The following is a 25600-nucleotide window of genomic DNA, read 5'->3' on the forward strand; positions in this document are numbered from 1 at the left end:
GCAACTTTTCAGTCAAAGGGGCATTGAATGCCTAGGGTCGGACCTTCAGTCTGGATGATTGTTCCCAATATGCTGCGCACATTGATGCGTGGGGATGTCGGCCTGAAATCCAAGCTATTGCTGCTTGCCGGACTGATTTATCTGATCAGTCCGGTTGATTTTTTGCCCGATATTCTGGTCGGGTTTGGCTGGCTTGATGATATTGTGATTGTCCCGTTGCTGGGCTGGTTGTCTTATCGTAGTTTGCCACCAGCAGTGCAGGACGATATTGTTCCGGCTGAATCAGACGCAGCTTCATCATCGCGAAGGGTATATCTTTATCTTGGTCTTCTGATCATCGTGGTGATTTTAATTCTGGTTCTTGGCAGTGCAGAAAACGCAACTTTGTCAGTGAACTGATCCCTTTGACACTGCAGACTAAAGCCCCCTTTACCAATGGTGTATTTGACTGGCCTGCGGCGGGCCACTAACTTTGATCAATAAAATGATCATTGATGGAGGCACCCCATGGGCGAGACGTTCCGTGCACTGGTTCTGGATCAGCAGGATAAATCTGTTGTTGGAAGTTTTAAGACCCTTGAAATTGACAACCTGCCCGAGGGTGAAGTCCTTGTTCGGGTGAAATGGTCGACCCTTAATTACAAGGATGGAATGATCCTGAACGGTTTGGGACGACTGGTCCGAACCTATCCGCATGTACCCGGTGTTGATTTTTCGGGCGAGGTGGTTTCATCAAGTGATGATCGCTACAAACCGGGCGATGAGGTTGTGCTGACCGGCTGGCGGGTTGGTGAGGCGCATTGGGGTGGCTATGGACAATTTGCACGCGTCAAGGCCGACTGGCTTGTTCATCTTCCAAACGGGCTTGACGGCGCAGAGGCCATGGCAATCGGAACTGCCGGCTTTACATCGATGCTTGCTGTTATGGCCCTTGAAGAACAAGGCGTTTCGCCCAAGCAAGATGGTGAAGTGCTGGTGACCGGTGCGGCTGGCGGCGTCGGGTCTGTTGCCGTTTCCATATTGTCTGCTCTTGGCTATCGGGTTGCTGCATCTACGGGGCGTGAAGAAACCCACGCGTATTTGCGCGAACTTGGGGCGACAACCATCATTGATCGCAACGAGTTGACGGACACAAGCAAACCGCTTTTGACGGAACGGTGGATTGGTGCAATAGACAGTGTCGGCAGCACGACACTCGCCCATGTTTTGTCCGAGATGAAATACCATGGTGTGGTTTCAGCATGCGGGTTGGCAGGCGGGCCGGATTTGCCGGCAACAGTTATTCCGTTTCTGCTGCGCGGGGTTCGACTGATCGGCATTGACTCAGTGATGTGCCCCTATGAAACCCGTATAAAGGCATGGCAACGTCTTGCCAGCGAACTGCCAAAGGATCATCTTGCTGCTGCAACGACAAAGGTCGCTCTTTCCGATATTCTTCCTTGGGGCGAAAGGATATTGAAGGGACAAGTCAAAGGTCGGCTTTTGATTGATGTACAAGATTGCTAGTGTCATCAAATCTTTGCAGAATCAACAGTTCCCGGGGAACTAGCATCCGTTCGGGAACTGCCAATCTGACAGTTGGAAAAATATGACGATGCCTGAGCAGCGGTTTCGAATTCTTCTTGTTGAAGACAACCCCGGCGATGCCTTTCTGGTGCGAACGCTTCTGGAAGAAACCGGAGAACCATTTGACATCGAACACCGTAGCGACCTTCGATCGGCGATGGCGGTACTGAATGGCGATGGTCCCGACGCGCTTTTTGACGTGGTGCTGCTTGATCTGACTTTGCCTGACTCATCAGGTGTTGCCACGATCAGTCAGATACGCAGTTGTGCCAATACCGCACCGGTTGTTGTCCTGACCGGGCACAAGGATGAAGAGCTTGCATTTGAAGCCCTTCAACATGGGGCGGAGGACTACCTGACAAAGGAGTTTCCTGATGGACGCACCATCCGCCGTTCAATCCGCTATGCTATTGAACGTTCTCGCGCGGAGCGTGCGCTTAAGGAAAGTGAGGAACGTTACCGGAAGCTGGTTGAACTTGCACCTGAACTGATTTCGATCCTGAGCGGGGAGGAAATCGTTTATATCAACCAGCAGGGGCTTTCCATTCTTGGGGCGGAGGATAGTGCCGCACTGGTTGGCCGTTCTTTCATGGAAATGGTGCATCCGACCAGCAAGGAAACGCTGGGTGAATATATTGCACGTTATCAGGACGGGTATGGTGGACGCGCTGATTTTACAATCATTTGTCAGCGTCCGGACGGCGATAACGTCGAACTGGAAGTTTCGGCCATTGCGTTTACACATGAAGGTGCGCCCGCAATGCTCATGTTGGCTGAAGACGTCACCGAAAAACGCAGAATTGAACGGCAGCTTGTTCAGACGTCCAAACTTGCTACCCTTGGTGAGATGGCGGCCTCTGTTGCCCATGAGATGAATCAGCCATTAAATGTGATCCGCATGGCCGCAGATACCTGCGCATTGCAATATGATCTGGAGGCTGTCAAACCGGCGTTTCAGCGCGAAAGGTTGTCCTTGATCAGCAGCCAGACGGAACGCATGTCAGAGATCATCAAACATTTGCAAATCTATAGCCGACCCGATGATGATGATTTTGTGCCATTCGATCCAATGAAGGCGGTGGAACGCTCCGTTGACATGATCGAGCATGATTGTCGTTTATCAGGCATCATGATCGAGGTTGTACCGCCCGCGCAGGCATGTCTGGTCAAAGGGCGTCAGGTTCAATTGGAACAGGTTCTGGTCAATATGTTGACCAATGCGCGCGACGCGATCAACGAGAATGGTGATGATGGCAGCATTGGCGGACTTATCCGACTGAGTGCGATGGTTGATGAAAACCACAAGGTTCTGAAACTTGCTGTGAATGATAACGGTGGGGGGGTGCCCGAAGCTGCCATAGATCTGTTGTTCCACCCATTCTTTACAACCAAGGATGTAGGCAAGGGGACGGGGCTTGGCCTTTCCGTCAGTTTCGGGATTGTCGAAGCAATGAATGGCAAGATTGATGTGCGCAACGAGGGGGACGGGGCCTGCTTTGAGGTAACTCTTCCGATTGTGAGTTTCGGGAACGTGTCGGAGGATATTTTCGCTGATATCCCCGACGAGCAGGTATTTAATGATACATCTTCAAATACTGCGGCACGCCAGAATACGCGGATACTCGTCGTTGACGATGAGATTGATGCGATGGAGATTATTTCGGGGTATCTCGAAGCACAGGGTTATAATGTTTCGGCAGCAAGCAACGGTGAAGATGCCCTGGCGATAGCCGGTGTTGTTCAACCCGATATCCTGATTACCGATATCCGTATGCCTCAGATGGATGGTAATTCGCTGGTCAAAGAACTGCGAAGCCGTGATCCTGCATTGCCGGTGATTGTAATGACGGGGCATCCCGGTGACGCCGAACGTCCGGTTGATGACGATGGTGCTGATGCGCCGGTGATGGTGATGTCAAAACCGCTCAATCTTAAGGAACTTCTGGGAATTCTTGACGAGTTGTCAGAAGTCTGTGGGCAAATGTAGCCAGTTTTCTGTTGTGCAGACAAAAGAAAAGCCCGGCTATGCCAGGCTTTTCCAATTCTTTGCAATTGCAACGATGCTGCCTATGCTTCCCAGCCAAGCTGCATGGCAATTTTTACGGCCTGGGTACGGTTGGCTGCGCCAAGCTTCTTAAAGATACCTGTAAGATGTACTTTGACCGTGATTTCACGAACCGTGAGCTGTTTGGCAATTTCCTTATTGGAAAGACCTTTTGTCAGAAGACCAAGAACTTCGCGTTCACGGTTGGTCAATTGACGCAGGGGATTGTCCGGTGCGAGACCATCAAGGTCAATTTCACCTGGACGGATCTGTGACCCGTCATCCTCAAGCAATGCCGACGGAATATATTTCTCACCCGAAAGGATAAGGCGCAAAGCGTTGATCAGTGATTTTCCCGAGAGCGTTTTGGGCAGATAACCCGATGCACCATGTTCCAGTGCATTAAGAACGTCGCTTCTTTTGACGGAACCCGAAAGAATGACGACCGGTATTTCGGGATGTTTTTGACGCATGACGGTCAGGCCCGAAAGGCCATTCATCCCCGGCATGTTCAAATCAAGGATTGTCAGTTCGACGTCCGTTTCGCCGTCAACGACGGCAAGTGCCTCTGCGAAATCCTTCGCCTGCGCGACTTCTACTTCCGGCGCTGCGAGTTTTAGAAAGGAAGTTATCCCGTCTCTGACGAGATCGTGGTCGTCTGCTAGCAGGATGTTCATTTTTATGCAGTACCCGTTCTTGTCCAAAGCTCTGACATCTGGTGATTGGCTTCGGAAACGCTCCCCGTGCTCAAGAGACGGTTACGCGCGATCGTTAGATTGTCAATTCAAGCGTCCCCCCCGGACGCGAGCGCAGCATTCAACAAAACCGGGGTTGTGTCAAACGGCAGGATAGTTTCTGAAAGGCTCAACTATTCGATCAGATAGGTTAATCTGATCGAGAGTCAATATGTTCTCCCATAATGCATAGTATATGGGAGGTTAGAAGGTGTTTCAAAAGGTCGGGAATCAGGCCGTGATTGAAACGTTCCGCGCGATGTCGTCTCCGGAACGGCTATTCTGACTAATGGATTCTTCCGGCGAGAATGCTCTGCTTTCGTGGCTGCCTGTTGCGCGCAGCAGGCTGGCCTGACGGAAGGCTGCCATATCGGCACCAGACGGTGCATTTGGTGCAAGCGCCGCATTCTGTAAAGTTGCCAAAGCGCGGTCTCGGTCAGCTTTGCTTCCTGATAAGGAGACGCTGACATCCACATGGCCACCAATGGCGTATGCATTACCATCCGGGCCGATCTGATAAGTGTATTGTGGTGCAGATCCATAGGGGCCTGCGGCCGCAGCGTGAGCTTCCTCTTCCTGACGGACGGCTGAGTCGCGGGCCTGAAGTTGTGACACCACAGCTTCTTCTGCCGGGTCCAGGTCTGTGCCATCAGAGGGCGCGTTGGGGCTGTTGCTATTATCGTCGCTGGCTTTCAGTGCGTCGCGATATTCAGACCGGCTTACGCCTCCTGCAACGGCCTGTGCTTCGGTCAGGGTTCTTGGATCGACAATACGTGTTCTTGCACCATCGGCACCTTCACCTGCAATGGCATAAGGTGAAAGTCCGCTGCCCTTTGCCAATTGGCGCTGGACCTCGACGGCTTCATATTCGGCCAAAACACGCCCGTCGGCCGTTTGCGCAATTTCCCGAACATTCAGGATAATGCCCAATCCGCCGCTATTCGGATTTGCTATGGTTTGACCAGCTGCAATCATTGGTCCAGATATGTTTCCTCGATTTTGAAACAAGAATTCATCTTGATCACAGTATCAGAAAACGCGTTCGGAGTCTTGTTTCGGATTTGCCTGTAAACAAGGGGTGCGGATACCTTGCGCTATCCGGGGCTTGCTGCTATCAGAAAAGCCAAATTCCGGCGATATCGTGATGGTCGCTGTGCTCCGTTCAATCAGGAATTCATACACATATGTCCGACTTTGTTATTCCCGCTAACGAAAAAGTGCTCGTCACGGGTGCTGCCGGTTTCATTGGTTCCCATCTTTGTCTTAAATTGCTTGAGCAGGGATCAACGGTTGTCGGACTGGATAACGTCAACGACTATTATGACGTTAACCTTAAGGAAGCGCGTCTCGCCCGTCTTGAAGGCAAGTCCGGTTTCAAGTTTGTGCGCATGGACCTTGAAGATCGCGAAGGTATTGCAGACCTGTTTGCCACCGAAAAGCCGACCTATGTCGTGAATCTGGCTGCTCAGGCCGGTGTGCGTTACTCAATTGAAAATCCGCATGCCTATATCGATTCCAACCTGGTCGGGTTTACCAATATCCTCGAAGGTTGCCGTCATAATGGCGTGAAGCATCTGGTGTATGCGTCGAGCAGCTCTGTCTACGGTATGAATACAGAGATGCCATTTTCCGTTCATCACAATGTTGATCATCCGATCAGCCTGTATGCGGCATCAAAAAAGGCCAATGAACTGATGGCCCATACCTATAGCCATCTTTATCGTTTGCCGACCACCGGTCTTCGCTTCTTCACGGTTTACGGTCCTTGGGGTCGTCCCGATATGGCTTTGTTCCTGTTTACAAAGGCCATCCTCGAAGGGCGTCCGATTGATGTGTTTAACGAAGGAAAGATGCGTCGGGACTTCACCTATATTGATGATATCGTCGAAGGCGTTTACCGTTGCATTTCCACCGTTGCACAACCAAATCCGGACTGGAACTCTGCCAAACCGGATCCGGCCACCAGTTCGGCCCCTTATCGGGTGTTCAATATCGGCAATAACAGCCCGGTTGAACTGATGTATATGATCGGGACGATCGAAAAGGCATTGGGCAAGACAGCCGAAAAGAACATGTTGCCGATGCAGGCTGGTGACGTTCCGGCAACCTATGCCGATGTCGATGCCCTGACCGACGCCGTTGGCTTCAAGCCGGCAACGTCAATCGAAACAGGGATTGGTAACTTTGTTGAATGGTACCGGTCCTTTTACGGATAAACTGATGTGAAACTTGCCGCGATCTTCGTGCTGTTCGCCAACGCGTTTTCGGCGGGCATGATGTTTCTGGCCAGCGTGTTTATCTCACGTTATGGCGGCAAGGATCTTTTCGGCTTCTTTTCAGTCATACTCGGGTTGATTATCTCGGCGGCTCCTGTCGTAACATTTGGCATGGATACCGCTATTGTGCGGTTTCTGCCGAAATATCGGGAGGAAGGACAATTGCATCTTGTCAGCGGGATGCAGCGCTTTGTCTTGGTGTTTGCTGCAGTTCTGTCGATCGCTGGCGGTGTTGTTCTTGCAGTTGTCCTCGTTCATTTCCGAAGCTATAGCCTCGAAATCGGCTTCGCGGCGGGCATTTGCTTGCCCTTGGCGGTGATAATGACCGTCCTGCAAGGTGCCATTCGTGCAGATGCCAACGTGTCACTTGCGGTGGTTGGGGAGGCAATCGTTCGACCGCTTGTATTTGCGGTGTGCCTTCTTGCGCTCTATTTCTTGTTTTACGGTGAGCTAACTCTGCTGACGGTGGTCAGCGCGTATGCGGTTGCGCTCGCCGTCGCAATGCTTTCGGCTTTGTATCTTGTTATCAAAGGTGATCATATCAGGTGGGGAAGTGCTTTTCACCCACTCATGGCCGACATTCGCCTTTGGTTGCAGCTTGGATTGAACGTCCTGTTCTCACAGCTTTCAATCGTTTTGCTAATTCAGTCGCCGGTTGTTCTTGCCGGTGTTTTGCTCTCGGCATTTGATGCTGGCGAGATTGGTGCAGTCATTCGGTTGGCGATGCTGGTTGCATTTGCACTGACTGCTGTGAACTCAGTTGTGGCACCATTTCTGTCGGCAGCGATGGCCAAAGACGATACTTGGGAGTTGCAGTCTCTGGTGTCTCGCGCAACAGTTTTCTCGATGCTGGTAGCCATTCCGGTTTGCGGTGCATTCTTTGCTTCAGCCCCCGAGTTATTGTCCATGTTCGGTAGCGACTATGGAGACGCTGTTCCCTATTTGCGTGTAATGCTTGTTGCCTACGCGATACAGGCTGCGTGTGGCCCAAGCGTTGCCTTGCTCAATATGACGGGCATTCACCGGGCGATGACCAAGATAGTCTCGGTCTGGACCGGTTTGACTGTGGTCGGGCTTGTGATTGCCATGACTCAAATTGGGATGATGGGGGGTGTTGTCGTCGCGGCTCTGTCTGTGGCGGGTTACCCGATGATCCTTGCCGTATTGTGTCACAAGACTCTTGGGGTGGACCCGACCATCTTTTCGTTGCGGTTTCTTATCCAGCGATAATTCTGCGACTTTTCGGGAAAGCATATCTGCGGAGCAGATGCGCAAAATGTCATTTATGCAGATTGAACGCATAGACACAGTTTGCAAATAACAAGTCCGGGGAAATGGTGCTGCTGGGGAGATTTGAACTCCCGGCCTCTCCCTTACCAAGGGAGTGCTCTACCCCTGAGCTACAGCAGCCCGATATCATCAGGCAAATCGATGGGGGATGGTGCTGCTGGGGAGATTTGAACTCCCGGCCTCTCCCTTACCAAGGGAGTGCTCTACCCCTGAGCTACAGCAGCCCGATATCATCAGGCAAATCGATGGGGGATGGTGCTGCTGGGGAGATTTGAACTCCCGGCCTCTCCCTTACCAAGGGAGTGCTCTACCCCTGAGCTACAGCAGCGTATGCCCCATGCGGTGCGGGCGGGTTATAGGCCACGTATCAGTAATTGGTCAAGCCCGAAATATGCGAAGTTTTCCGAATGATTGCACAACCGTGCTTTTCGCCCTGTTTTCGTCAAGATCGGCTGTAATTTTTCGCCTGCTGTTTTATAACAGGCCCAATGAATGAACCGGCTATTTGAACGAGAAACCCAAATCGGACCATGACAGCAAAAAAATCTGACATCCGCCCTGCGGTAAATGAAGAGCGTCTTAAACGTGAAGCCGAGGCCCTTCGCGCCAATCTGGCCAAGCGCAAGCAGCAGCAGCGCTCGCGCAAGGAAACGCAGAACGACTCTGTTTCGGACAAGAATGCAGACAAATAGGTCGTTCATGCCTCCTGATGTTCGCGCTTCGTGAACGGGATGGAGATTATGACGGACGAAATGCCGATGAGTGCGGGGCTAGCAGAAAGCGCGCCCGAGCGTATCGTTTGGTTGATCTTGGGGGCGTCGCACGGGTAAAACCGAATATGCTGAAAAGCACTGGGACTTTTTCGCAACAAGGGGATGGCAATATGTCGGTAAGACCGGATCACTGGATACGCCAGATGGCGCAGGAAAAAGGCATGATCGAGCCGTTTGTCGACGGTTTCAAACGTGACGGTGTCATTTCTTACGGTGTCAGTTCCTATGGTTATGATGCCCGTGTTGCTGACGAGTTCAAGATTTTCACCAATGTCGACTCGGCTATTGTCGATCCCAAGGAATTTTCTGATGACGGGTTCGTCAATCGTCAGACCGAAGTCTGTGTGATCCCGCCCAACAGTTTTGCATTGGCGCGCACCGTGGAATATTTCCGCATCCCGCGCGACACGCTTGTGATTTGCCTTGGCAAATCGACCTATGCCCGTTGTGGCATTATCGTCAATGTCACACCGCTTGAGCCGGAATGGGAAGGGCATGTGACGCTGGAATTTTCAAACACGACACCTTTACCGGCACGCATTTACGCCAATGAAGGCGCATGCCAGTTCATTTTCCTGAAAGCCGAAAGCGAGTGCGATACCTCCTATGCGGATCGCGCAGGGAAATATATGGGCCAAAAAGGTGTCACATTGCCGCGTCTGTGATAAAGGCATGGCAACCAATCTGGCATTGACATGCCAAGACGCGCGTTTGCTGCGTTTATGCGCGCAGCACAAAGAGGATTGAATGGACAAGATCAAGATTTCCGGTGGTCGCCGGTTGCAGGGAAAAATTGCAATTGGCGGTGCCAAAAACGCGGCCCTTCCGCTAATGGCAGCAGCCCTGCTGACAGATGAAACGCTGACCCTTTCAAATCTGCCACATCTGGCAGACATCACATCGATGGCGAATCTTCTCGCCCAGCATGGTGTGGCGTTGCATCTGAACGGTCATGCGCCCAATGGCGGCCACACAGGTCGCGTTCTGGAAATGACCGCCAAGGAAATCACGTCCACAACCGCACCTTACGACCTTGTTCGCAAAATGCGTGCGTCGGTTCTGGTGCTGGGTCCGATTGTTGCGCGGTGCGGCATCGCGCGTGTTTCCCTGCCTGGTGGTTGTGCCATCGGGAACCGTCCGGTTGACCTGCATCTCAAGGCGCTGGAAGCCATGGGCGCGGAAATCCACCTGACCGAGGGTTACATCGAAGCCCGCGCACCAGAAGGCCTTAAGGGCGGTCATATCCTGTTCCCGCAGGTCTCGGTTGGTGCGACCGAGAATGCCCTGATGGCGGCATCCCTTGCCGACGGTGTTGTCACCATCGCCAATGCCGCGCGGGAACCCGAAGTATCGGATCTTGCTCATTGCCTGGTTGCGATGGGCGCCGAGATCGAAGGCATTGGTACCGACACCCTGAAAGTGACCGGCAAGCCGCGCCTGCATGGCGCCGAATATTCGGTTGTGCCCGACAGGATCGAGACCGGGACCTATGCGATTGCTGCTGCCATCACGGGCGGGGAGATTGAACTTACCGGCACCCGGATGGATCTGATCGAAAGTCTTGTTGATGCGATGAGAAAGGCCGGCGTCGAGATCGAGGAAACCGAAAACGGCATGAAAGTGCGTGGTAACCGTGCAACCCTTCGCGGTGTTGATGTCATGACCGAACCCTATCCGGGCTTCCCGACCGATATGCAGGCACAGTTCATGGCGCTGATGTCAGTTGCCAATGGTGCATCCATGATCACCGAAACCATTTTTGAAAACCGCTTCATGCATGTGCCCGAACTTGGTCGTATGGGGGCGGATGTGAATGTGCATGGCCGCTCTGCGATCGTGCGCGGTAGTGCCAAGCTTTCCGGGGCCGAAGTCATGGCCACCGATCTTCGTGCATCGGTATCAATGGTGCTTGCAGGCTTGGCAGCCGAGGGCGAGACCGTTATTAACCGTGTCTACCATCTTGATCGTGGTTATGAACGGCTGGAAGAAAAACTTGCGGCCTGCGGGGCGCAGATCGAACGTGTCCGGGTTCCGGCCTGATTGGCCGGACTGTGATCGCAAAACGATCCGGACGACAGACAAACGCGTAAGGCGACTGATTTATGAGTGACGAAAAGCTGGTGCTGGCCCTGCCAAAGGGGCGCATTCTTGACGAGGTGATGCCACTGGTCCGATCCGCAGGGATCGAGCCGGAAGCGGCATTCGATGATCCGAAATCCCGTGCGCTTCGGTTTTCCACCAATCATCCGCATATCGATATCATTCGTGTGCGCAGCTTTGACGTTGCAACCTTTGTTGCCTTTGGTGCCGCCCATATCGGGGTTTGCGGCAACGATGTCCTGATGGAATTTGATTATCCTGACATCTATGCACCGCTTGATCTGAATATCGGGCATTGTCGGATTGCTGTTGCCGAGCCGGCAGACATGGTTGACGGTGATGATCCGTCGCGCTGGTCGCATGTCCGGGTTGCTACCAAGTATCCGCATATTACACGCACGCATTTCGCAGCCCGCGGTGTACAGGCAGAATGCATCAAGCTCAATGGCGCGATGGAACTCGCCCCTACACTCGGACTTTGCCGTCGTATCGTTGATCTTGTATCGACCGGAAGTACCCTTAAGGCCAATGGCCTGCGCGAGATTGAACATATTGCAGATGTGACATCGCGTTTGGTGGTGAACCGTGCGGCCCTTAAGACCCGCCCGACCGATATTCAGCCCTGGATCGACCGTTTCTCCGAGGTAGTAAATGCCGCTTAATCTTTCCATTACCGACGCCAGCTTTGAAGAAGACTTCGTCAAGCTGCTGGGCATGAAACGCGAATCGGATGCCGATGTTGATGCGGCCGTTGCCGACATCATCGCCGATGTTCGCACGCGTGGTGATGAAGCCGTTTGTGACTATACCAACCGGTTCGACCGCCTCAATGTCGATGCAAAGGGCATGGTCGTCACGAAGGACGAAGTCGACGCTGCGATCGCAAATATTGAAACTGACCTGCTGGACTCGCTCAAGCTTGCGGCAGAGCGTATTGGTGCCTATCACGCCAAACAGATGCCTGCTGATGAACGCTATACGGACGAAACCGGGGTTGAGCTTGGCTGGCGCTGGCGGGCAGTTTCGGCGGCGGGTCTTTATGTTCCCGGTGGTCTTGCATCCTATCCTTCATCAGTTCTGATGAATGCGATTCCGGCAAAGGTTGCTGGCGTTCAGCGCCTTGTCATGGTGGTGCCGACCCCGGACAACAAAATGAACCCGCTTGTTCTGGCCGCAGCCCGTATTGCTGGCGTTGATGAAATCTATCGTATCGGTGGTGCGCAAGCGATTGCAGCACTCGCCTATGGCACGGAAACCATCAAGCCGGTCGACAAGATCGTTGGTCCGGGCAATGCCTTTGTTGCCGCAGCCAAGCGTCGCGTTTTCGGTCAGGTCGGTATTGATATGATTGCCGGTCCGTCCGAAATCCTCGTGGTGGCGGATGGCAGCAATGATCCGAGCTGGGTAGCAGCTGATCTTCTGTCGCAGGCCGAGCATGACCCGGTTGCACAGTCGATTTTAATCACTGATGACGCCGAGTTTGCCGGTCGTGTGCAGCAGGCTATTGATAAACATCTTGAAACATTGCCGCGTGCCGAAATCGCAGGCGCAAGCTGGCGCGACTTTGGTGCAATTGTCTTGGTGGAAAATCTGTCGCAGGCTCCGGCCCTTGTGGATCGGATCGCCCCGGAACATCTGGAACTGGCGGTGGATGACCCGGAGGCACTGGCTGAACACATTCATCATGCAGGTGCGATCTTCCTGGGGCGCTACACGCCAGAAGCCATTGGTGACTATGTCGCCGGGCCGAACCACGTTCTGCCAACTGCCCGTTCGGCGCGGTTTTCTTCCGGTCTCGGGGTTCTGGACTTCGTCAAGCGTTCCTCGCTGATCAAGTGTACACCGGAAAGCCTTGCCAAAATCGGGCCAGCGGCAATTGCACTGGCTGAAAGCGAAGGCCTGCAGGCACATGGACTTTCTGTAGCGATCCGGTCAAACCAGATGTAAGCTGTTGCAGTGCAGCGCGTGAGGGGACCGCAGGGAGAAAGCCATGGCTTCAAATCAGTGTATCGCCGGTATTTATCTTGACGAAAAATACAAGGTGCGTCGCCGTCCCGAGGTGGAGCACGAGCAGGCGGTTGCGATCTATGACCTGCTTGAAGAAAATCACTTCGAACCTGCTGGCGGGTTCGAAGGTCCGTATTCCGTGCATATGCGCATTGAAGAAAATCGCATCTATATGGATGTGCGAGGCGATGATGACAGCGAAAATCTGACCACCATCCCTGTTCCCTTGTCGCCGTTTCGCCGGATCGTCAAAGATTACTTCATGATCTGCGAAAGCTATTATGACGCGATTAAAAAGGCGAGTGCGGCCCAGATTGAAACTATCGATATGGCGCGCCGCGGCCTTCATAACGAAGGGTCCGAACAGCTTCGTGAGCTTCTGAGCGATAAGGTGACGATTGATGAAAATACGGCACGTCGCCTTTTTACGCTGATTTGTGTCCTTCACATCCGGGGTTAAGGCGAAGTGGCAGAAGAACTTCCCGGCTCGGTTCTTTTTGCCTGCAGTTACAATGCCGTTCGTTCCGTGATGGCGGCTGCACTGATGCGGCACTATCACGGAACCCGTATATATGTTGAAAGTTGTGGCGTACGTGCAGGTGACGTTGACGGTTTTGCTATCGCTGTGATGGACGAAATCGGGCTGGATATCTCAAGCTATAAGTCAAAGACATTCGATCAGCTTGAAGACGGGTTCTTTGATCTGATCATTACCATGTCACCTGAAGCCCAGCACCGTGCGGTGGAAATGACCCGCACAATGGCCTGTGACGTTGAATTCTGGAATACCTTTGATGCCACCATGATCGAAGGATCGCGCGAGGTGCGGCTGGAAGCCTATCGTCAGGTACGTGATCAGATCAAAAAGCGCATCCTTGACCGTTTTCCGGTTGGGCCTGCGCCCAAGGTCTAGGACTGATCCTGCTCGGCGCCAAGCGCGGCAAAGGCCGTTCCGTCGAGAACAAAGATACGTTCATCATCGGCATGGCGCATCCCGATCTTCTCATAGAAACGCTGGCCGCCAATATTTTCCGCATCAACCGACAGCCGGATATAGGTTTTACCGGTCTCGTGCGCGCGCTTGGCAACCGCGACGACCAGTTTGCGGGCAAATCCGCCTCCACGATGCGACGGTGCGACGTAAAGATCCTGAATATAAAGGCCCGCTTGCCCGCGGAAGGTTGAATAGCTTGGGAAATACAGGCACACGGCCACGGGCTTGTCATTTTCCAGGGCGATCAGTGCTTCAAAGGCCGGGTTCTCGCCAAAGCCGTCACGCGCAAGGTCATCCGGGTTGCTTTTGAACTTGTCTTCGCATCCTGTCGCCTTGGCGATTTCAAGCAGCATGGCGTGGATTGCCGGGGCATCGGTTTCGCGGGCAAGGCGGATAACGGGATCATTTTCGAGCGACATGAAATGGACTTCCTTTGGGCGAGGCGTGCTGTTTTGCAAACATACGGTGCTTTGTTTGGCCGTTAAAGGATCAATCATGTGCAATCATTGCGGTGTTGCTGCTATTTTGCCGGAGCTTGCTCTTGCCATGTCTGTGCCGCAGTGCAGGGGCGCTGTGCCCCGCGTGTGAAAGGACTTGACCTTTTGCCCGGTTCAGAGCAGTTTGCGGCCCACCGGTATTTTGATATTGCAATACGAAAGCTAGGAGTCACATGGCTAAAGAAGACGTTATCGAGTTTCAGGGCACTGTCGTTGAACTTCTGCCCAATGCGATGTTTCGCGTGAAGCTGGACAATGACCACGAAATCCTTGCTCACACTTCGGGCAAAATGCGCAAGAACCGTATTCGTGTTCTCGCAGGGGACCGTGTCAGCGTTGAAATGACCCCTTATGACCTGACCAAAGGTCGTATCACCTTCCGTTTCAAGTAATCTGAAACCAGTTCCAGCGCAAATTGACCTTGTCTGGCGTGCGGTTTACCCTTGCGCCCGGGGTCACTTGTTGCTGCTGACGGGACAGATGTGACATCCTCACATTTCTGTTCCCATGGTGAAGATCCGATACTCGGGAGCCACGTCTTGTCGAAACTGATACTGGCATCTGCATCGCCGCGCCGTCTTGAGCTGCTTGCGCAGATCGGAATTGTGCCAGATCAGGTTGCTCCGGCTGATATCGATGAAACGCCCAAGGCAGACGAAAGTCCACGCCGACTTGCGTTACGCCTTGCCGAAGAAAAAGCCCGTGCCGTTGCAGCCGTCAATGGTGGGGCTTTTGTGCTTGCTGCCGACACTGTTGTTGCCTGTGGGCAACGTGCGCTGGGCAAGGCAGAAGACGAGACTGAGGCACGAAAATTTCTGACATTGTTGTCAGGCCGCCGGCATCGCGTATATGGCGGTATGTGCCTCATTGCACCGGATGGAACTGAACGGTCGCGTGTGATCGAAACACAGGTCAAATTCAGAACTCTGGGTGCCGAAGACCTTGATCGCTATCTGGCGCATGATGAATGGAAGGGCAAGGCAGGTGCCTATGCCATCCAGGGCCATGCAGCCACCTTTGTTAAGGCGATTTCCGGGTCTTACTCGAATGTCGTGGGACTGTCGCTTTGTGAAGTGGACGGTTTGCTGCGCGGTCTTGGCTATCACTCAAAAGAGGTCTGAGCATGACAGTCGGCGGAAATCATAATGACCGCCTGCTGATTGATGCCGTTGCGCTTGAACGCAGGGTTGCCCTGATTGAAGGTGACCGTCTGTCGCGCCTTTGGATCGACCGTGGCGGACCAGCGCGTTTTGATATCCATCTTGGACGTGTTTCAAAAGTTTTGCCGGAAATGGCGGGCGCGATGGTTGCGCTTGACGGCATTGATGATGGTTTGCTTCCCTTTGACCGATATGACGGGCCGTTGCATGAGGGACAATGGGTTCTGGTGCAGATTTCCCGTCTCGGATTTGAAGATAAAGGCGTCAAGCTGACCGGCAAGATCGCGATCGAAGGTGTCGGGATGATCCTGCGCCCCGGTGGCAAGCTGATCGAACTTCCCAGAAAATTGAAAGACCCGGAACAACGTGCAGAGCTGCTTGGTGCGATCAGGTCCCTGCAAGCCGATGACGACGGTATCATGTTGCGATCTACTGCCCTTGACTGGGACAAGGATGCGATTGCCGGGGAATATCGTCTGTTAAAGTCACACTGGCAAAATGCCAAATCGGCCTTGGCTGATCCGCGAAAGCCGTTGCTGGTTTTCAAGGCGCAATCCGAACTTGATCAGATGATCGAGCGTCGTCTGATGGCTGGCCAGATTTGCATTGTTGACGGTGTCGACGAATTCGTGCGCCTGCGCGGGATTTTAACGGCACATGCGAAGTCCGATGAACATTTGCACCGCCATACCGGAACACGTCTGTTGTTTGATGAGCAGGATGTTGAAGTTCAGATTGCCGATGCACTTGGCATCCGGGTTGATCTTGCCGGTGGGGGCTGGATTGCAATCGATCAGGCAACGGCACTTTGCGCTATTGATGTGAATGCAGCCGGGGCCGATTCCGGTCGGGACAGTGAAACCCGGGCAATTGACCTCAACTTGCGCGCGGCTACCGAAATCGTTCATCAGATACGGTTGCGTAATATTGGCGGCCTTGTTGTTCTTGATCCGTTGCGCATGAAATCGCGCGCCGGACGTGATAAATTTGACGCAGCAATCAAAGCGGCCTTTGGGCCTGAACTCGATGGTGCGGTTCAGATCGGTGGCTTTACCCGTTTGGGACTCTATGAGTTCAGCCGTCAGCGGGCTGGCGAATCGCTTGCGGCAAGCGTCCTGCTAAAACAGGATCAGGATCCGCTTAATGGTGTTTCTGCGCTCAATTCTGTTCTGCGTAATGTTATTGCCCAGTCCCGAAACGGGGTGGTGGGGACCGTTGATCTGTATGTCGCGACCAACCTTGCGTCACAGCTTGCAGGTAATGGTAAGGCGATCCAGATAATGAGCAAGGCGTTCGGGGCTGCCCCGCGCATAGTGGCTGATCCCGCTCTTGGAAGTGATGAATACCGGTTGGAAAAGAACTAGAATGACCCGAGAAAATTCAACGAAAACAGTCAGCTCTGACTGCGTGGTTTGTGGCAAGCCGGCAGAGGAAAAATACAAGCCTTTCTGCTCGAAACGGTGCGCAGATCGCGACCTTGGCAAGTGGTTGAATGAAAGCTATGCAATTCCCGCGACCGAGCCGCCAGAGTATCTGGAAGACCTTGAAGATGAAGAAGAATTTTAATCGTAAAAAAAATGCGATTTGAGGCTGGACAAGCCCCAAAGGAGTTTGTATAACCCCGCTCGTTCCGCAGGGAACGCTCCGGAAACGGAGAGAAAGAAAAGATGCCCAGGTAGCTCAGTTGGTAGAGCAGTGGACTGAAAATCCGCGTGTCGGTGGTTCGAATCCGCCCCTGGGCACCATCTTTCGGTAGCCAAAAAAGCCCGGCCTTATGGCCGGGTTTTTTGTTTCTTGGCCCCTCAGGCCTCTGTTTCAGGAAGCCAGAGCGTGAAGTCGACAGCCTTGTCGTCCTGATCAGTTCCTTCGCCCGTCAGGTTGCGTTGGCGATCAAGGGTAAAGGTTCCTGATGCGAAATCCCCCTTGTCGCAATTTGCGAACCATGTGCCTTCAGCCGGGCTGTCATATTTGCTGACACTAAGCTGCATTTTGCAATTTGCGCTATTGGGGCCAACGAACTCCATGGTCCCGCCATAGTCCTTGAGATCGATTTTGGTCTCAAGGTACTCGTCAGAGAAACCGCTACCCCATGTGATCGCAAAGGTCCGGTCATATTTGCCCTTGCGCGCTGTTGCCCAGTCGCTGTCTTCAAATGACGGGGACGAAGTGGATGCCGACGTTTTACGCGCCGGGCATTGCGGGGTAGGAAGGGCTGCGACTGTTGCCGCATAGGCGTCGCGATCATTGACCAGACTGATGCCCTGAATCAGTTTATTGATGTTGAGTTCCGGCTCGCCGCAATAAAAGACACTGACGACGGCATCAATGCCGCCATGATCATTGTCATAGATTTTCTGTCCCCGCGTCGCGCGGAAACCGAACTTGGCAACCTTGCAGTCCGAAATACTTCCGATATTGGCGTCGGCATAATATCCGACAGCGCGTCCATTATCGTTTGAGGTGACAGGAAAGGCTTTGAGGATTTCAATGTTGTTTTTGGCAAATTCCTGACGGAATTGTTCCTCGTCCTTGAGTTTTTGTTCGGTCTGCTGCGTAAACCATACATCAAATGTATAGGCGCTGGTCACGATGCCTTTACCGCATTCCAGTTCCCATTTTTCATTCTGGACCTGACCGTTGTTGCGATCATTCTGTTCAAGCTTGGTGACCGGAATGTTGGAAATGGTCGGTATATTGAAGCGTGATTTACCAACCGGTTGTTCCCGCCATTCCGAGAAGGAATAATCTCTCGTTGTCTGACAGCCAGCCAGTAAAAGTGTTGTCCCCATAACGGCAAAGCCGAGAAGTTTATTGGTTTTCATTGTTACCCTCTTGTTTAAGTGTCCCAAGGGCAGCATAGCGGCGTTCAGCATTGCTGAAACCTGCGCAAAGGGATGGGTGGGTAAGTTCCACCCATACTTTCAGAGGGTTAAGTATAGTGCGACCTGTCAGTCAAATCGCGGCAAGGCGATTCCGATGACAGTGTGGTTCAGGTTTGTCGACACTGGTTGCACTTCTTGCGGGGGCGACAACCGGAAACGAGCAACATCACTCGCCGTCAGTTGGAATATATCTGTTCCCTGCTGCTGTGGCGGTTGCTGTTGTGACGGTGGTGTTTGACCCCCGGCATTGGCTGGCGGCTTTGCGCCAGGATTGTTCGGGCCCGGTTTGTTCGGGCGATTCGCTGACGGACTCTGGTTCGATCCCTGAGCGGGAATCTGGAATGAAACCTGATTGTTTGCCACAGCCAAACCCGGCGGGCCCTGCGTAACAGGTTGCGGTATGGCCGGAGGTTTCGCCTGTGGAATAGGCTTGGGACCCTGCGCGGTGGCCTGATGTGGAACAGCATTTGGAATGGCCATGGGCTGCGGCGTGGCTTGCGGTATCGCCTGCGGGATCATGGTCGGGCCCTGTGATGCGGCTTGCTGAGGCACCGCGTTTGGTACAGCGTTTGGAATGGTCATGGGCTGTGGCGTGGCTTGGGGTATCGCCTGCGGGATCATGGTCGGGCCCTGTGATGCGGCTTGCTGAGGCACCGCGTTTGGCACGGCATTTGGAATGGCCATGGGCTGCGGCGTGGTTTGCGTTATCGCCTGCGGCTTTTGCTTTGACGGATAGGTTGGGTGCTGTCCAGTCACGTGATGTGGTTTTGCCAATGGTGCGGTGTTGGTCAGCGACTGGGCGGTTGGGACCGCAGGCCCCCCGCTGTTGGGAGGTGTTGGTCCGGTGGTGGGGGTGACGCCCGTTGCAGTGCCGGTCGTTGTCGTGACGGTCCCGCCCTGAAAAGCCGCATTTGAATTTGCATGCAGATATGCATTCCCGTTGGGATGTGCATGGGTGTGCGCACTGCCATGACCGGGATTTGTGCCAACCGTGATGATGATCGTTTGACTTTGCAGGGTTTCTGCAAGTTGGGGGGCATCTGATTCAATGTAAACCGGTGCGATGTCCACTTGCGGCGGTATTGCTGGCGACAATGCTGCGCCGGTTGTAACAATCGACTGTGCGCCCCCCAGTCCCTGATCAATTGCTGCTGGTTTTGGGCTATGTCTCGCGAAATCGACTGATGATGTCGGATGGCTATAGATTGCTGAGTTCAGCTTGCTCTTTTTGACCGTGGTGGTTGAACTTGAATAGGCCGCGCTATTGACTTTGGACTTCTTGGTCTGGGCATCGGCCCAAGTCGGAGGCAGCAAAAATATCGCCGTCAGACAACTGGCGACGGAGAGGCGTTGCGCGATGCGTGTTTTCAAAGAGGTCATGGCGATTATCCTCAGGACGTCGTCATCATATCAGAAATAAAGCGCAAATTGCAGCCATCCGCGGTAATGGGCGTCACGCCGGTCATCGTCCATGCCGGTGCGTTCGCGCTGTTTCGTGTCGTTGAACTGACGTCCCAATGCCGCGCGGAGCAAACCATACGTGCCCCAGCTTGCCTGCATGGAAAGTCCGGAACTGACAAGCGTATCAAGATCATTGTTCTGGCCTCTGACTGGATCGGCGTTCTCGCGTGTTCGCGCAAGATCAACGAAAACGCCGAACTGCCAGTTCGTATTCAGATCAGGCGTTGGAACGTTGTAAAGAAGCTCGTTATTAAATGTGATGCACTCATCAGCTGCGACTGCGCCAACGGGATAGCCGCGGTTGCTGTCCGGGCCCCCGGCATAGCATTTGAACAGGCCGTTCAGGTTTGATGTTGCAATCTGCCCGCCCAGATCATGTCGACTTGAAAAAGGACCATGTATGGGTTGCTGGTGGGAAAGCTCGATCCCGAAAACCGCAAATCCGCCATTGGCACCAAGTTCATCTGTGCCATCCTCGAAGTCGACAGCCCCTGCATTGCCAAAAAGGCGATAGGACGTGTGCGCCAGTTTGTGGTCCTGCCAGTTGGTCGCGCCGCGCAGTTCCAGATCGATATTTTCGATATTCTGTTCTTCGCGACCAATGACGTTGCCTTTGTCGATCTGGTTATGATGGTTCAGCGACCCGTGAGCGAAATGGGCGTTGAGAGCATCAAGATAGACAGGATAAGTGGCAAATACACCGGTTGACCAGCCATAGCCATGCTCGTCACCACTATCAAATTCATCAATCTCTTCGTAACCAAGGACCTCACCAGTCGCACCAAACGAGAGTCCATCCGTTCCAACCGGAACTTCAACCCGTCCTGCGATATATTTTGTGCCCGGTCCGGTTGCTGAAGCATTCAATTCAATGCGTTCGAATTTACCCGTTGCGTTTTCGACTACCCCATATCCGGAGACACGATTGGTACCTGTCGCCCGACTGCCATGGTTGTCTGCGGCGATGACACCCGACATGACAGGTGTTGTATATGCTTCGACCAGAAGCCTTGTCGTTCCTACCTCGTCACCAGGATAGAGAAATGACCGTATTGTGACTCCAGGCAAGAGTTCCAAAAGATAAAGTGCCCGTTCATAGGATTGACGCTGCACCGGGTCTGCAGGATTGATTTGCGTACTTAGAATATTCTGCAGCCGGTCAATCGAAATTCGGCCTTCGGAAAGATCGCTGATTTCAATGCCATTTGATGCCAGCCGTCCTTCAAGGACGATAAGTTGCAACGTCCCATTGACGATGTCTTGTGGTGGAATAACGACCCGAGCAAGGTTATATCCAGCCTTGTGATAAATACCGGACGCCGCGTCTGTTAGTTGTCCGAGTTCCGAAATGGTAAGCGGACGCTCAAGATATGGGGCAAGTTCACGGCTTAGCTCTTCGGAGGAGATTGTCGAATTTCCGATGAAGACAAGGCTTTTGATTTCAACGCTGCGGTGATCCTTCTGACTGGTGCCGATTGCACTTTCAGATTGCACCGGCCGGTCAAGTGCCAGTGAATCATTATCCTGTTTAGGCACAATCGGGCGTTCTGGACGGCTGAGTTTCTGGATCGTTCCTGCATTCACATGTACGTTTTCCTGCGAACTTGCAGGAGAAGCCATCATCCCGCCAACCAGAATTGCCAGAGAAGGTATTGTTAGATACCAGAGTTGTCCGATGCTGCTTTTTATCAAGGGTTCTCGTTCGTCGTGAGCCTGAGCCATATCTGCCTGAACAGTTGATTGTCGAATTTATTCTGGGTTGATGAAAGTATTCTAGATTTATCGCAAAGGGACAACGGGAATAACATTCGGTACCATGAGAATCGACCATCAGATTGCAGCTGAGTTCAGTGTCTTCTTAAACGGGGTAAGTGTTTTTATCGATAGTTTGGGCCAAACGAACCTCTTTTCATCAAATCGTTTTCAATTGAAAGCAAAGCTTTGAACGAAATGGTGTTTCGTTCTTTGGTGCTTGATTTTATTGATATTTATGCCTTTTGTTGCGGAAATTTTACATTCCGGTACGCTTTGCAGTCTGACTTTGAGTGGTGTTATCGGGGTTTAGGTGACAAACAGGATGCTCAGGGGACTGACATGACCGAGAAACAGATCGAGATCGAATTGAAACTTCGGATCGATCCGAAACATGTTGCGCGCCTTAAAAATGCACCGGTCCTGCGCGAGGTCAAAGAAGGCCGTCGCCTGATAACCACGCATCTGGTTTCGATTTATCATGACACCCCGAAACTTTCCCTGGCCGACAAGGGAATTGCGATCCGACTTCGTAAGAAAGGTAACAAGGGCTGGGAGCAGACGGTCAAAACATCGAATGGTCTGCGTGAAGCATTGCCCGCACGCCAAGAATGGACTGTCGAGCTTTCCGAAGGCGTTCTTGATCTTGATCTGTTTACGGACAAGGGCGTCAAAAAGCTTCTGACCAAATTTGCCAAAAAGAAAAAGATCGACCGCATTTTTGAAAGCGATCTGAAACGCAGCGCAGTGGATCTGACCTATCGTGATGCGGTGATGGAACTGGCAATCGATCAGGGTGTCGTGCGATCAGGTGACAAGGAAACCCCGATTTCCGAAGTCGAGTTCGAGATTAAAAAGGGACATCCGGCGGCCTTGTTTGATCTGGCACTTGAACTGCAGCGTACGGTTCCCCTGTTGCTCAGCATGCGATCAAAGGCATCGCGCGGACGAGACTTGTATCTTGGCACAGCGCCGGGTGCCTATCGCGCCGCACCGATAGAGCTGACAGATGACATGTCAGCTGAAACGGCCTTTCGTGCCCTGCTGGGGCAGGGGCTTCGCATGATCCTGAGCAACGAGGTCTGCGTGCGCAATGACCTTGATATCGAAGGATGTCATCAGATGCGCATCGGCATGCGTCGTCTGCGCGTCGGCTTGAACCTGTTCAAGAAAAACCTTCCGGCGGGTGAGGCTGTCTTGCTGCGCAGATTGTTGAAATCTTGTAGCAAGGGACTGGACGGTTTACGCGACTGGGATGTGTTCCTTGGTCAAACCCTGCCAATGATCGAAGGCCATTTCCCGGATCATGACGGTATAGCGCAATTGCGCAAGGCTGCGGAAAAACAGCGTGCGAAGGCGCTGGAAGCTGCGCGAACCATGCTTGATCAGCCGGAATATGGGCAATTGCTTTTGATCCTAGGGGCCTGGGCCAGTTATTCGCGCTGGGCGTCGGGGGCCAGTACCGAACAGATGAAGGCAATGGCAGCCCCGGTTGCCGATCTGGCCGGACCATTGCTGGATCAGGCATATAAAAGAGTGACCAGACGCGGTGAAAAGATCGCAGAGCTTAATGTTGCGCAACTTCATGCCTTGCGCCTTGATGTCAAACAGATGCGCTATGGCACTGAGTTCTTCGGGTCGGTCTATCCATCCAAAAAGGTCAAAAAGTTCCGCTCAAGACTGACTTCGATGCAGGAAATTCTCGGGCAATTGCAGGATGCCGCTGTTGCCGAGGCAAGGCTTGCCGATCTGACATCGTCTCTTTCAAAGGACGGACTGGTCGCGGTCGGGCTGGTGTCGGGCTGGTTTGCGGCCCGCGTCGAGCAAGAACTTCAGGGGCTTGAGGATGCTGCTGCGGCCTTTTTTGAGCAAAAACTGTTCTGGAAGTGAATTGCACATGACCCAGCCAAAGCCGTTTTTTGCGGGTAAAATTCTCGCTTTGCCATTGATTGCTGTTTTGGGACTGCTCGCTGCATGCACCAGCACAGGCGATGCTGGTTATATCAAGGGACGGGAGATCCAGTTCAACGTTGCAGAGGCATCGGGGCGCAAGGTTACCGCTGCCAAGGAAGCGCCATATGAAGGTCTCTACGAGAATGCCACTGCGGCTTATGAGTGGACACTTGATTATGGTGACGGCTTTATCCGAATTGGGTATTGGGAAAATGTAACGCCGCCCGAGATGCTCAATCTTGAAAGTGACTCCCCAGAATTCAGAACCCGCTTCGACAGACGCATCACATCTGTGATCAGCAAGAAGATGACAGTAACCAAGCCCGCGCATAAAAATGGCGCGGCTGGTTTGATCGCGTTTGGCAAGGGAAATGGCTTTGAACGTTGTGCTGTTACAACGTCGGCTTTGCGGCTTGGTGACAGTCAACCGGCGGGCGCCTTCGACACATTCGTGGAAGCAGTGATTTGTTCTGACGGTATCTTGACGCCAAACACCATGGACAATCTGATCTGGTACCTTGAAAAGCAGCCCTGAAGTTCAGGGGCTATGCCACAGATTGCTTCATGTCCTGATAGGCCCTTAGAGCGCGCTCACGGCCTTCTTTGACCCCGGTGACGGGTTCCGGGTAATTCTGTCCCAAGGTGACACCAGCGGCCTTGAGGATCAGCGGAGACGCTTCCCACGGTTTATGGATATATTGTTCGGGCATGTCGCGAAGTTCCGGCACCCATTGGCGAACATATTCACCAGCCGGATCAAACTTCTCGCCCTGCAGGACCGGGTTGAAAATACGGAAATAGGGGGCTGCATCGGCACCGCATCCGCCAATCCACTGCCATGAAAAGGCATTGTTGGCCGGACAGGCATCGACAAGCGTGTCGTCAAACCACGCAAGCCCGTCACGCCAATGTACCAAAAGATGCTTCACCAGCACTGACCCGACAATCATCCGCACCCGGTTATGCATGTATCCCGTATGCCAAAGTTCGCGCATACCGGCATCGACAATCGGGAAGCCTGTTTGGCCCTTTTGCCATCGTTCAAGTGCCGTGCTGTCATTTGACCAGGGGAAGTGGCTGAACTGCCCTTGCAACGGGATGGATCGCAGGTCGCTTGCGTGGAACAGAATGTGATGGGCAAATTCACGCCAGCCCAGTTCAGCCATGAATTTTGATGCTGTCTTGCCCTTGCCCGGATGAGCATCGGCAAAATGACCGGCACTGTGCCATACCTGATAGGGGCTGATTTCCCCGAAACGCAGATGCGGGGAAAGTTCCGATGTGACCCGATGGTCCGGACGATCACGCAAGTCGGCATAATCGACAAGACGCTCATCGATAAAGTCAAACAGCTGGTCTTTCGCGCCCTGTTCTCCGGGCGTGAACCGCTCGGCAAAACCAGTAGCCCAATCAAACGGTTTTGGTGCCAGATCAAGGGCTGCAAGGCTGACTTCACCGGCAATCTTGATGTCAGCAAGTGTGATCGACTTTGGGGCGGCAAACGGTTGACGTGGTGCCGGAAGTTTCTGGCAGGCACGCCAGAACGGGCTATAGACCTTGAAGTCAGTTCCGCCACCTGTTTTGACTTCCCATGGTTCAAACAGAAGGTTGGCCTTGAAGCTTTCGCACTCTAAGCCGCGGTCCTGAAGCTTTGCTTTGATATCGGTATCGCGGCTGGTCGACGGCCTGTCATACAGCCGGTTCCAGAACACCGCTTTGACGTCATGGGCATCCGTGATGTTTTCAAGAATGTCGCCCGCATCGCCAGACAGCAGGTGCAAGGAGGCATTGGTCGCGGCTGACTGGGCGCCCGCTTCTGCAATGCTGTGACCAAGAGCTTCCAGACTTTTTTCCAGCCACCAGCGTGTTGCACCGCCAAGCTGACTGTCAATCACAGGGTCAAGGATAAAGACGGGAAGCACCACCCCGTCATTCTGATCCGCCCATTTCGTGGCGGCCCGCAGCGCAGGATTATCCCCCAGCCGCAGATCATTGCGAAACCACATGATTGCGATCGGGCGTTTGGTCATCTGTATTCCTAAAACTTATCAAGGGGGGACTTTGGTCTGTCTTACGCCAGAGGGGAGAGAGCGTCGCGACTGTGACAGCGT

At 53.2% G+C, this 25600-nt stretch carries 25 protein-coding genes and 4 tRNA genes; 19 read left to right on the forward strand and 10 right to left on the reverse strand.

Features of this window, described 5'->3' with window-relative positions:
• Window positions 1-27 precede the first annotated feature (27 nt).
• The 3 genes from TH30_RS15825 to TH30_RS15835 all read left to right on the forward strand — a co-directional run bounded on the left by TH30_RS15825 (window position 28) and on the right by TH30_RS15835 (window position 3553).
• A complete protein-coding gene (locus tag TH30_RS15825) occupies window positions 28-399 on the forward strand; it encodes a YkvA family protein (RefSeq protein WP_258548754.1) in 372 nt (123 codons plus the stop codon).
• A 108-nt stretch (window positions 400-507) separates the two neighbouring features.
• A complete protein-coding gene (gene acuI / locus TH30_RS15830) occupies window positions 508-1506 on the forward strand; it encodes an acrylyl-CoA reductase (NADPH) (RefSeq protein WP_114099073.1) in 999 nt (332 codons plus the stop codon).
• Between the two features lie 88 nt (window positions 1507-1594).
• Window positions 1595-3553, forward strand: coding sequence for a response regulator (locus tag TH30_RS15835; RefSeq protein WP_114099201.1), 1959 nt, complete (start codon window positions 1595-1597; stop codon window positions 3551-3553).
• An 80-nt stretch (window positions 3554-3633) separates the two neighbouring features.
• Here TH30_RS15835 and TH30_RS15840 read toward each other — a convergent pair whose 3' ends face one another.
• Together TH30_RS15840 and TH30_RS15845 are read right to left on the reverse strand one after the other, a co-directional pair.
• Complete coding sequence (locus TH30_RS15840; protein WP_114099074.1) at window positions 3634-4287, reverse strand: response regulator; 654 nt, start codon at window positions 4285-4287, stop codon at window positions 3634-3636.
• 288 nt (window positions 4288-4575) lie between these two features.
• On the reverse strand, window positions 4576-5319 hold the full coding sequence (locus tag TH30_RS15845; RefSeq protein WP_114099075.1) for a putative metalloprotease CJM1_0395 family protein: 744 nt from the start codon (window positions 5317-5319) through the stop codon (window positions 4576-4578).
• A 209-nt stretch (window positions 5320-5528) separates the two neighbouring features.
• Between TH30_RS15845 and TH30_RS15850 the strand changes: the two genes are divergently transcribed.
• Window positions 5529-6560, forward strand: coding sequence for an NAD-dependent epimerase (locus TH30_RS15850; RefSeq protein WP_114099076.1), 1032 nt, complete (start codon window positions 5529-5531; stop codon window positions 6558-6560).
• A gap of 6 nt (window positions 6561-6566) precedes the next feature.
• Window positions 6567-7850, forward strand: coding sequence for an oligosaccharide flippase family protein (locus TH30_RS15855; protein WP_114099077.1), 1284 nt, complete (start codon window positions 6567-6569; stop codon window positions 7848-7850).
• Between the two features lie 105 nt (window positions 7851-7955).
• Here the strand turns inward: TH30_RS15855 and TH30_RS15860 are convergent.
• The 3 genes from TH30_RS15860 to TH30_RS15870 all read right to left on the reverse strand — a co-directional run bounded on the left by TH30_RS15860 (window position 7956) and on the right by TH30_RS15870 (window position 8238).
• A tRNA-Thr gene (locus tag TH30_RS15860) sits at window positions 7956-8030 on the reverse strand.
• Between the two features lie 29 nt (window positions 8031-8059).
• Window positions 8060-8134 (reverse strand) — tRNA-Thr (locus TH30_RS15865).
• Between the two features lie 29 nt (window positions 8135-8163).
• Window positions 8164-8238: transfer RNA gene (locus tag TH30_RS15870), tRNA-Thr, on the reverse strand.
• Between the two features lie 202 nt (window positions 8239-8440).
• Between TH30_RS15870 and TH30_RS22150 the strand changes: the two genes are divergently transcribed.
• From TH30_RS22150 to TH30_RS15900, 7 genes are all read left to right on the forward strand, one after another.
• Window positions 8441-8602 carry a hypothetical protein gene (locus TH30_RS22150; RefSeq protein WP_181850337.1) on the forward strand — a complete coding sequence of 54 codons (162 nt, stop codon included), beginning with the start codon at window positions 8441-8443 and terminating at the stop codon, window positions 8600-8602.
• Window positions 8603-8793: 191 nt separating this feature from the next.
• Complete coding sequence (dcd, locus tag TH30_RS15875; protein WP_008891765.1) at window positions 8794-9348, forward strand: dCTP deaminase; 555 nt, start codon at window positions 8794-8796, stop codon at window positions 9346-9348.
• A gap of 82 nt (window positions 9349-9430) precedes the next feature.
• Window positions 9431-10723: a UDP-N-acetylglucosamine 1-carboxyvinyltransferase gene (gene murA, locus TH30_RS15880; RefSeq protein ID WP_114099078.1), complete on the forward strand. Its 1293-nt coding sequence runs from the start codon at window positions 9431-9433 to the stop codon at window positions 10721-10723.
• Window positions 10724-10785: 62 nt separating this feature from the next.
• Window positions 10786-11445: an ATP phosphoribosyltransferase gene (gene hisG / locus TH30_RS15885; RefSeq protein ID WP_114099079.1), complete on the forward strand. Its 660-nt coding sequence runs from the start codon at window positions 10786-10788 to the stop codon at window positions 11443-11445.
• Window positions 11435-12730, forward strand: a complete 1296-nt coding sequence (hisD, locus tag TH30_RS15890) for a histidinol dehydrogenase (protein ID WP_114099080.1) — start codon at window positions 11435-11437, stop codon at window positions 12728-12730. The genes hisG and hisD overlap by 11 nt, the downstream gene beginning before the upstream one ends.
• A 43-nt stretch (window positions 12731-12773) precedes the next feature.
• Window positions 12774-13250, forward strand: coding sequence for a UPF0262 family protein (locus TH30_RS15895; protein ID WP_114099082.1), 477 nt, complete (start codon window positions 12774-12776; stop codon window positions 13248-13250).
• 6 nt (window positions 13251-13256) lie between these two features.
• Complete coding sequence (locus TH30_RS15900; RefSeq protein ID WP_114099083.1) at window positions 13257-13703, forward strand: arsenate reductase ArsC; 447 nt, start codon at window positions 13257-13259, stop codon at window positions 13701-13703.
• Here the strand turns inward: TH30_RS15900 and TH30_RS15905 are convergent.
• Window positions 13700-14203 (reverse strand): GNAT family N-acetyltransferase, encoded by a 504-nt coding sequence (locus TH30_RS15905; RefSeq protein ID WP_114099085.1) that lies wholly within the window; start codon window positions 14201-14203, stop codon window positions 13700-13702. The genes TH30_RS15900 and TH30_RS15905 overlap by 4 nt on opposite strands.
• A 251-nt stretch (window positions 14204-14454) precedes the next feature.
• Here TH30_RS15905 and infA point away from each other — a divergent pair, with 251 nt between their 5' ends.
• The 5 genes from infA to TH30_RS15930 all read left to right on the forward strand — a co-directional run bounded on the left by infA (window position 14455) and on the right by TH30_RS15930 (window position 17186).
• On the forward strand, window positions 14455-14673 hold the full coding sequence (gene infA, locus TH30_RS15910; RefSeq protein WP_007092059.1) for a translation initiation factor IF-1: 219 nt from the start codon (window positions 14455-14457) through the stop codon (window positions 14671-14673).
• Window positions 14674-14820: 147 nt separating this feature from the next.
• Window positions 14821-15402: a Maf family protein gene (locus tag TH30_RS15915; protein ID WP_114099086.1), complete on the forward strand. Its 582-nt coding sequence runs from the start codon at window positions 14821-14823 to the stop codon at window positions 15400-15402.
• A gap of 2 nt (window positions 15403-15404) precedes the next feature.
• A complete protein-coding gene (locus tag TH30_RS15920; protein WP_114099087.1) occupies window positions 15405-16805 on the forward strand; it encodes a ribonuclease E/G in 1401 nt (466 codons plus the stop codon).
• Window position 16806: 1 nt separating this feature from the next.
• Window positions 16807-17007, forward strand: coding sequence for a DNA gyrase inhibitor YacG (locus tag TH30_RS15925; RefSeq protein WP_114099089.1), 201 nt, complete (start codon window positions 16807-16809; stop codon window positions 17005-17007).
• 103 nt (window positions 17008-17110) lie between these two features.
• Window positions 17111-17186, forward strand: a tRNA-Phe gene (locus TH30_RS15930).
• Window positions 17187-17243: 57 nt separating this feature from the next.
• On the opposite strand, the gene TH30_RS15935 is transcribed toward TH30_RS15930, so the two are convergent.
• The 3 genes from TH30_RS15935 to TH30_RS15945 form a co-directional block, all read right to left on the reverse strand.
• A complete protein-coding gene (locus tag TH30_RS15935; RefSeq protein ID WP_114099090.1) occupies window positions 17244-18263 on the reverse strand; it encodes a hypothetical protein in 1020 nt (339 codons plus the stop codon).
• Between the two features lie 126 nt (window positions 18264-18389).
• Window positions 18390-19703 carry a hypothetical protein gene (locus TH30_RS15940; protein ID WP_114099091.1) on the reverse strand — a complete coding sequence of 438 codons (1314 nt, stop codon included), beginning with the start codon at window positions 19701-19703 and terminating at the stop codon, window positions 18390-18392.
• A 30-nt stretch (window positions 19704-19733) separates the two neighbouring features.
• Complete coding sequence (locus TH30_RS15945; protein ID WP_181850338.1) at window positions 19734-21476, reverse strand: ShlB/FhaC/HecB family hemolysin secretion/activation protein; 1743 nt, start codon at window positions 21474-21476, stop codon at window positions 19734-19736.
• A 402-nt stretch (window positions 21477-21878) separates the two neighbouring features.
• Here TH30_RS15945 and TH30_RS15950 point away from each other — a divergent pair, with 402 nt between their 5' ends.
• Window positions 21879-23426: a CYTH and CHAD domain-containing protein gene (locus tag TH30_RS15950; protein ID WP_114099094.1), complete on the forward strand. Its 1548-nt coding sequence runs from the start codon at window positions 21879-21881 to the stop codon at window positions 23424-23426.
• A complete protein-coding gene (locus TH30_RS15955; RefSeq protein ID WP_147252025.1) occupies window positions 23383-24024 on the forward strand; it encodes a hypothetical protein in 642 nt (213 codons plus the stop codon). Before TH30_RS15950 ends, TH30_RS15955 begins: the two co-directional genes overlap by 44 nt.
• Window positions 24025-24034: 10 nt before the next feature.
• Here TH30_RS15955 and TH30_RS15960 read toward each other — a convergent pair whose 3' ends face one another.
• Window positions 24035-25519 (reverse strand): cryptochrome/photolyase family protein, encoded by a 1485-nt coding sequence (locus TH30_RS15960; RefSeq protein WP_114099096.1) that lies wholly within the window; start codon window positions 25517-25519, stop codon window positions 24035-24037.
• Window positions 25520-25600 lie beyond the last annotated feature (81 nt).

The sequence above is a fragment of the Thalassospira profundimaris genome (assembly GCF_003326795.1).
In the GTDB taxonomy this organism is placed as follows: domain Bacteria; phylum Pseudomonadota; class Alphaproteobacteria; order Rhodospirillales; family Thalassospiraceae; genus Thalassospira; species Thalassospira profundimaris_C.

Coding starts and splice junctions, on each gene's coding strand:
- TH30_RS15825 (WP_258548754.1), top strand. CDS start 28: ATGCCTAGGGTCGGACCTTCAGTCTGGATGATTGTTCCCAATATGCTG.
- acuI (WP_114099073.1), top strand. CDS start 508: ATGGGCGAGACGTTCCGTGCACTGGTTCTGGATCAGCAGGATAAATCT.
- TH30_RS15835 (WP_114099201.1), top strand. CDS start 1,595: ATGCCTGAGCAGCGGTTTCGAATTCTTCTTGTTGAAGACAACCCCGGC.
- TH30_RS15840 (WP_114099074.1), bottom strand. CDS start 4,287: ATGAACATCCTGCTAGCAGACGACCACGATCTCGTCAGAGACGGGATA.
- TH30_RS15845 (WP_114099075.1), bottom strand. CDS start 5,319: ATGATTGCAGCTGGTCAAACCATAGCAAATCCGAATAGCGGCGGATTG.
- TH30_RS15850 (WP_114099076.1), top strand. CDS start 5,529: ATGTCCGACTTTGTTATTCCCGCTAACGAAAAAGTGCTCGTCACGGGT.
- TH30_RS22150 (WP_181850337.1), top strand. CDS start 8,441: ATGACAGCAAAAAAATCTGACATCCGCCCTGCGGTAAATGAAGAGCGT.
- dcd (WP_008891765.1), top strand. CDS start 8,794: ATGTCGGTAAGACCGGATCACTGGATACGCCAGATGGCGCAGGAAAAA.
- murA (WP_114099078.1), top strand. CDS start 9,431: ATGGACAAGATCAAGATTTCCGGTGGTCGCCGGTTGCAGGGAAAAATT.
- hisG (WP_114099079.1), top strand. CDS start 10,786: ATGAGTGACGAAAAGCTGGTGCTGGCCCTGCCAAAGGGGCGCATTCTT.
- hisD (WP_114099080.1), top strand. CDS start 11,435: ATGCCGCTTAATCTTTCCATTACCGACGCCAGCTTTGAAGAAGACTTC.
- TH30_RS15895 (WP_114099082.1), top strand. CDS start 12,774: ATGGCTTCAAATCAGTGTATCGCCGGTATTTATCTTGACGAAAAATAC.
- TH30_RS15905 (WP_114099085.1), bottom strand. CDS start 14,203: ATGTCGCTCGAAAATGATCCCGTTATCCGCCTTGCCCGCGAAACCGAT.
- infA (WP_007092059.1), top strand. CDS start 14,455: ATGGCTAAAGAAGACGTTATCGAGTTTCAGGGCACTGTCGTTGAACTT.
- TH30_RS15920 (WP_114099087.1), top strand. CDS start 15,405: ATGACAGTCGGCGGAAATCATAATGACCGCCTGCTGATTGATGCCGTT.
- TH30_RS15925 (WP_114099089.1), top strand. CDS start 16,807: ATGACCCGAGAAAATTCAACGAAAACAGTCAGCTCTGACTGCGTGGTT.
- TH30_RS15935 (WP_114099090.1), bottom strand. CDS start 18,263: ATGAAAACCAATAAACTTCTCGGCTTTGCCGTTATGGGGACAACACTT.
- TH30_RS15940 (WP_114099091.1), bottom strand. CDS start 19,703: ATGACCTCTTTGAAAACACGCATCGCGCAACGCCTCTCCGTCGCCAGT.
- TH30_RS15950 (WP_114099094.1), top strand. CDS start 21,879: ATGACCGAGAAACAGATCGAGATCGAATTGAAACTTCGGATCGATCCG.
- TH30_RS15955 (WP_147252025.1), top strand. CDS start 23,383: ATGCTGCTGCGGCCTTTTTTGAGCAAAAACTGTTCTGGAAGTGAATTG.
- TH30_RS15960 (WP_114099096.1), bottom strand. CDS start 25,519: ATGACCAAACGCCCGATCGCAATCATGTGGTTTCGCAATGATCTGCGG.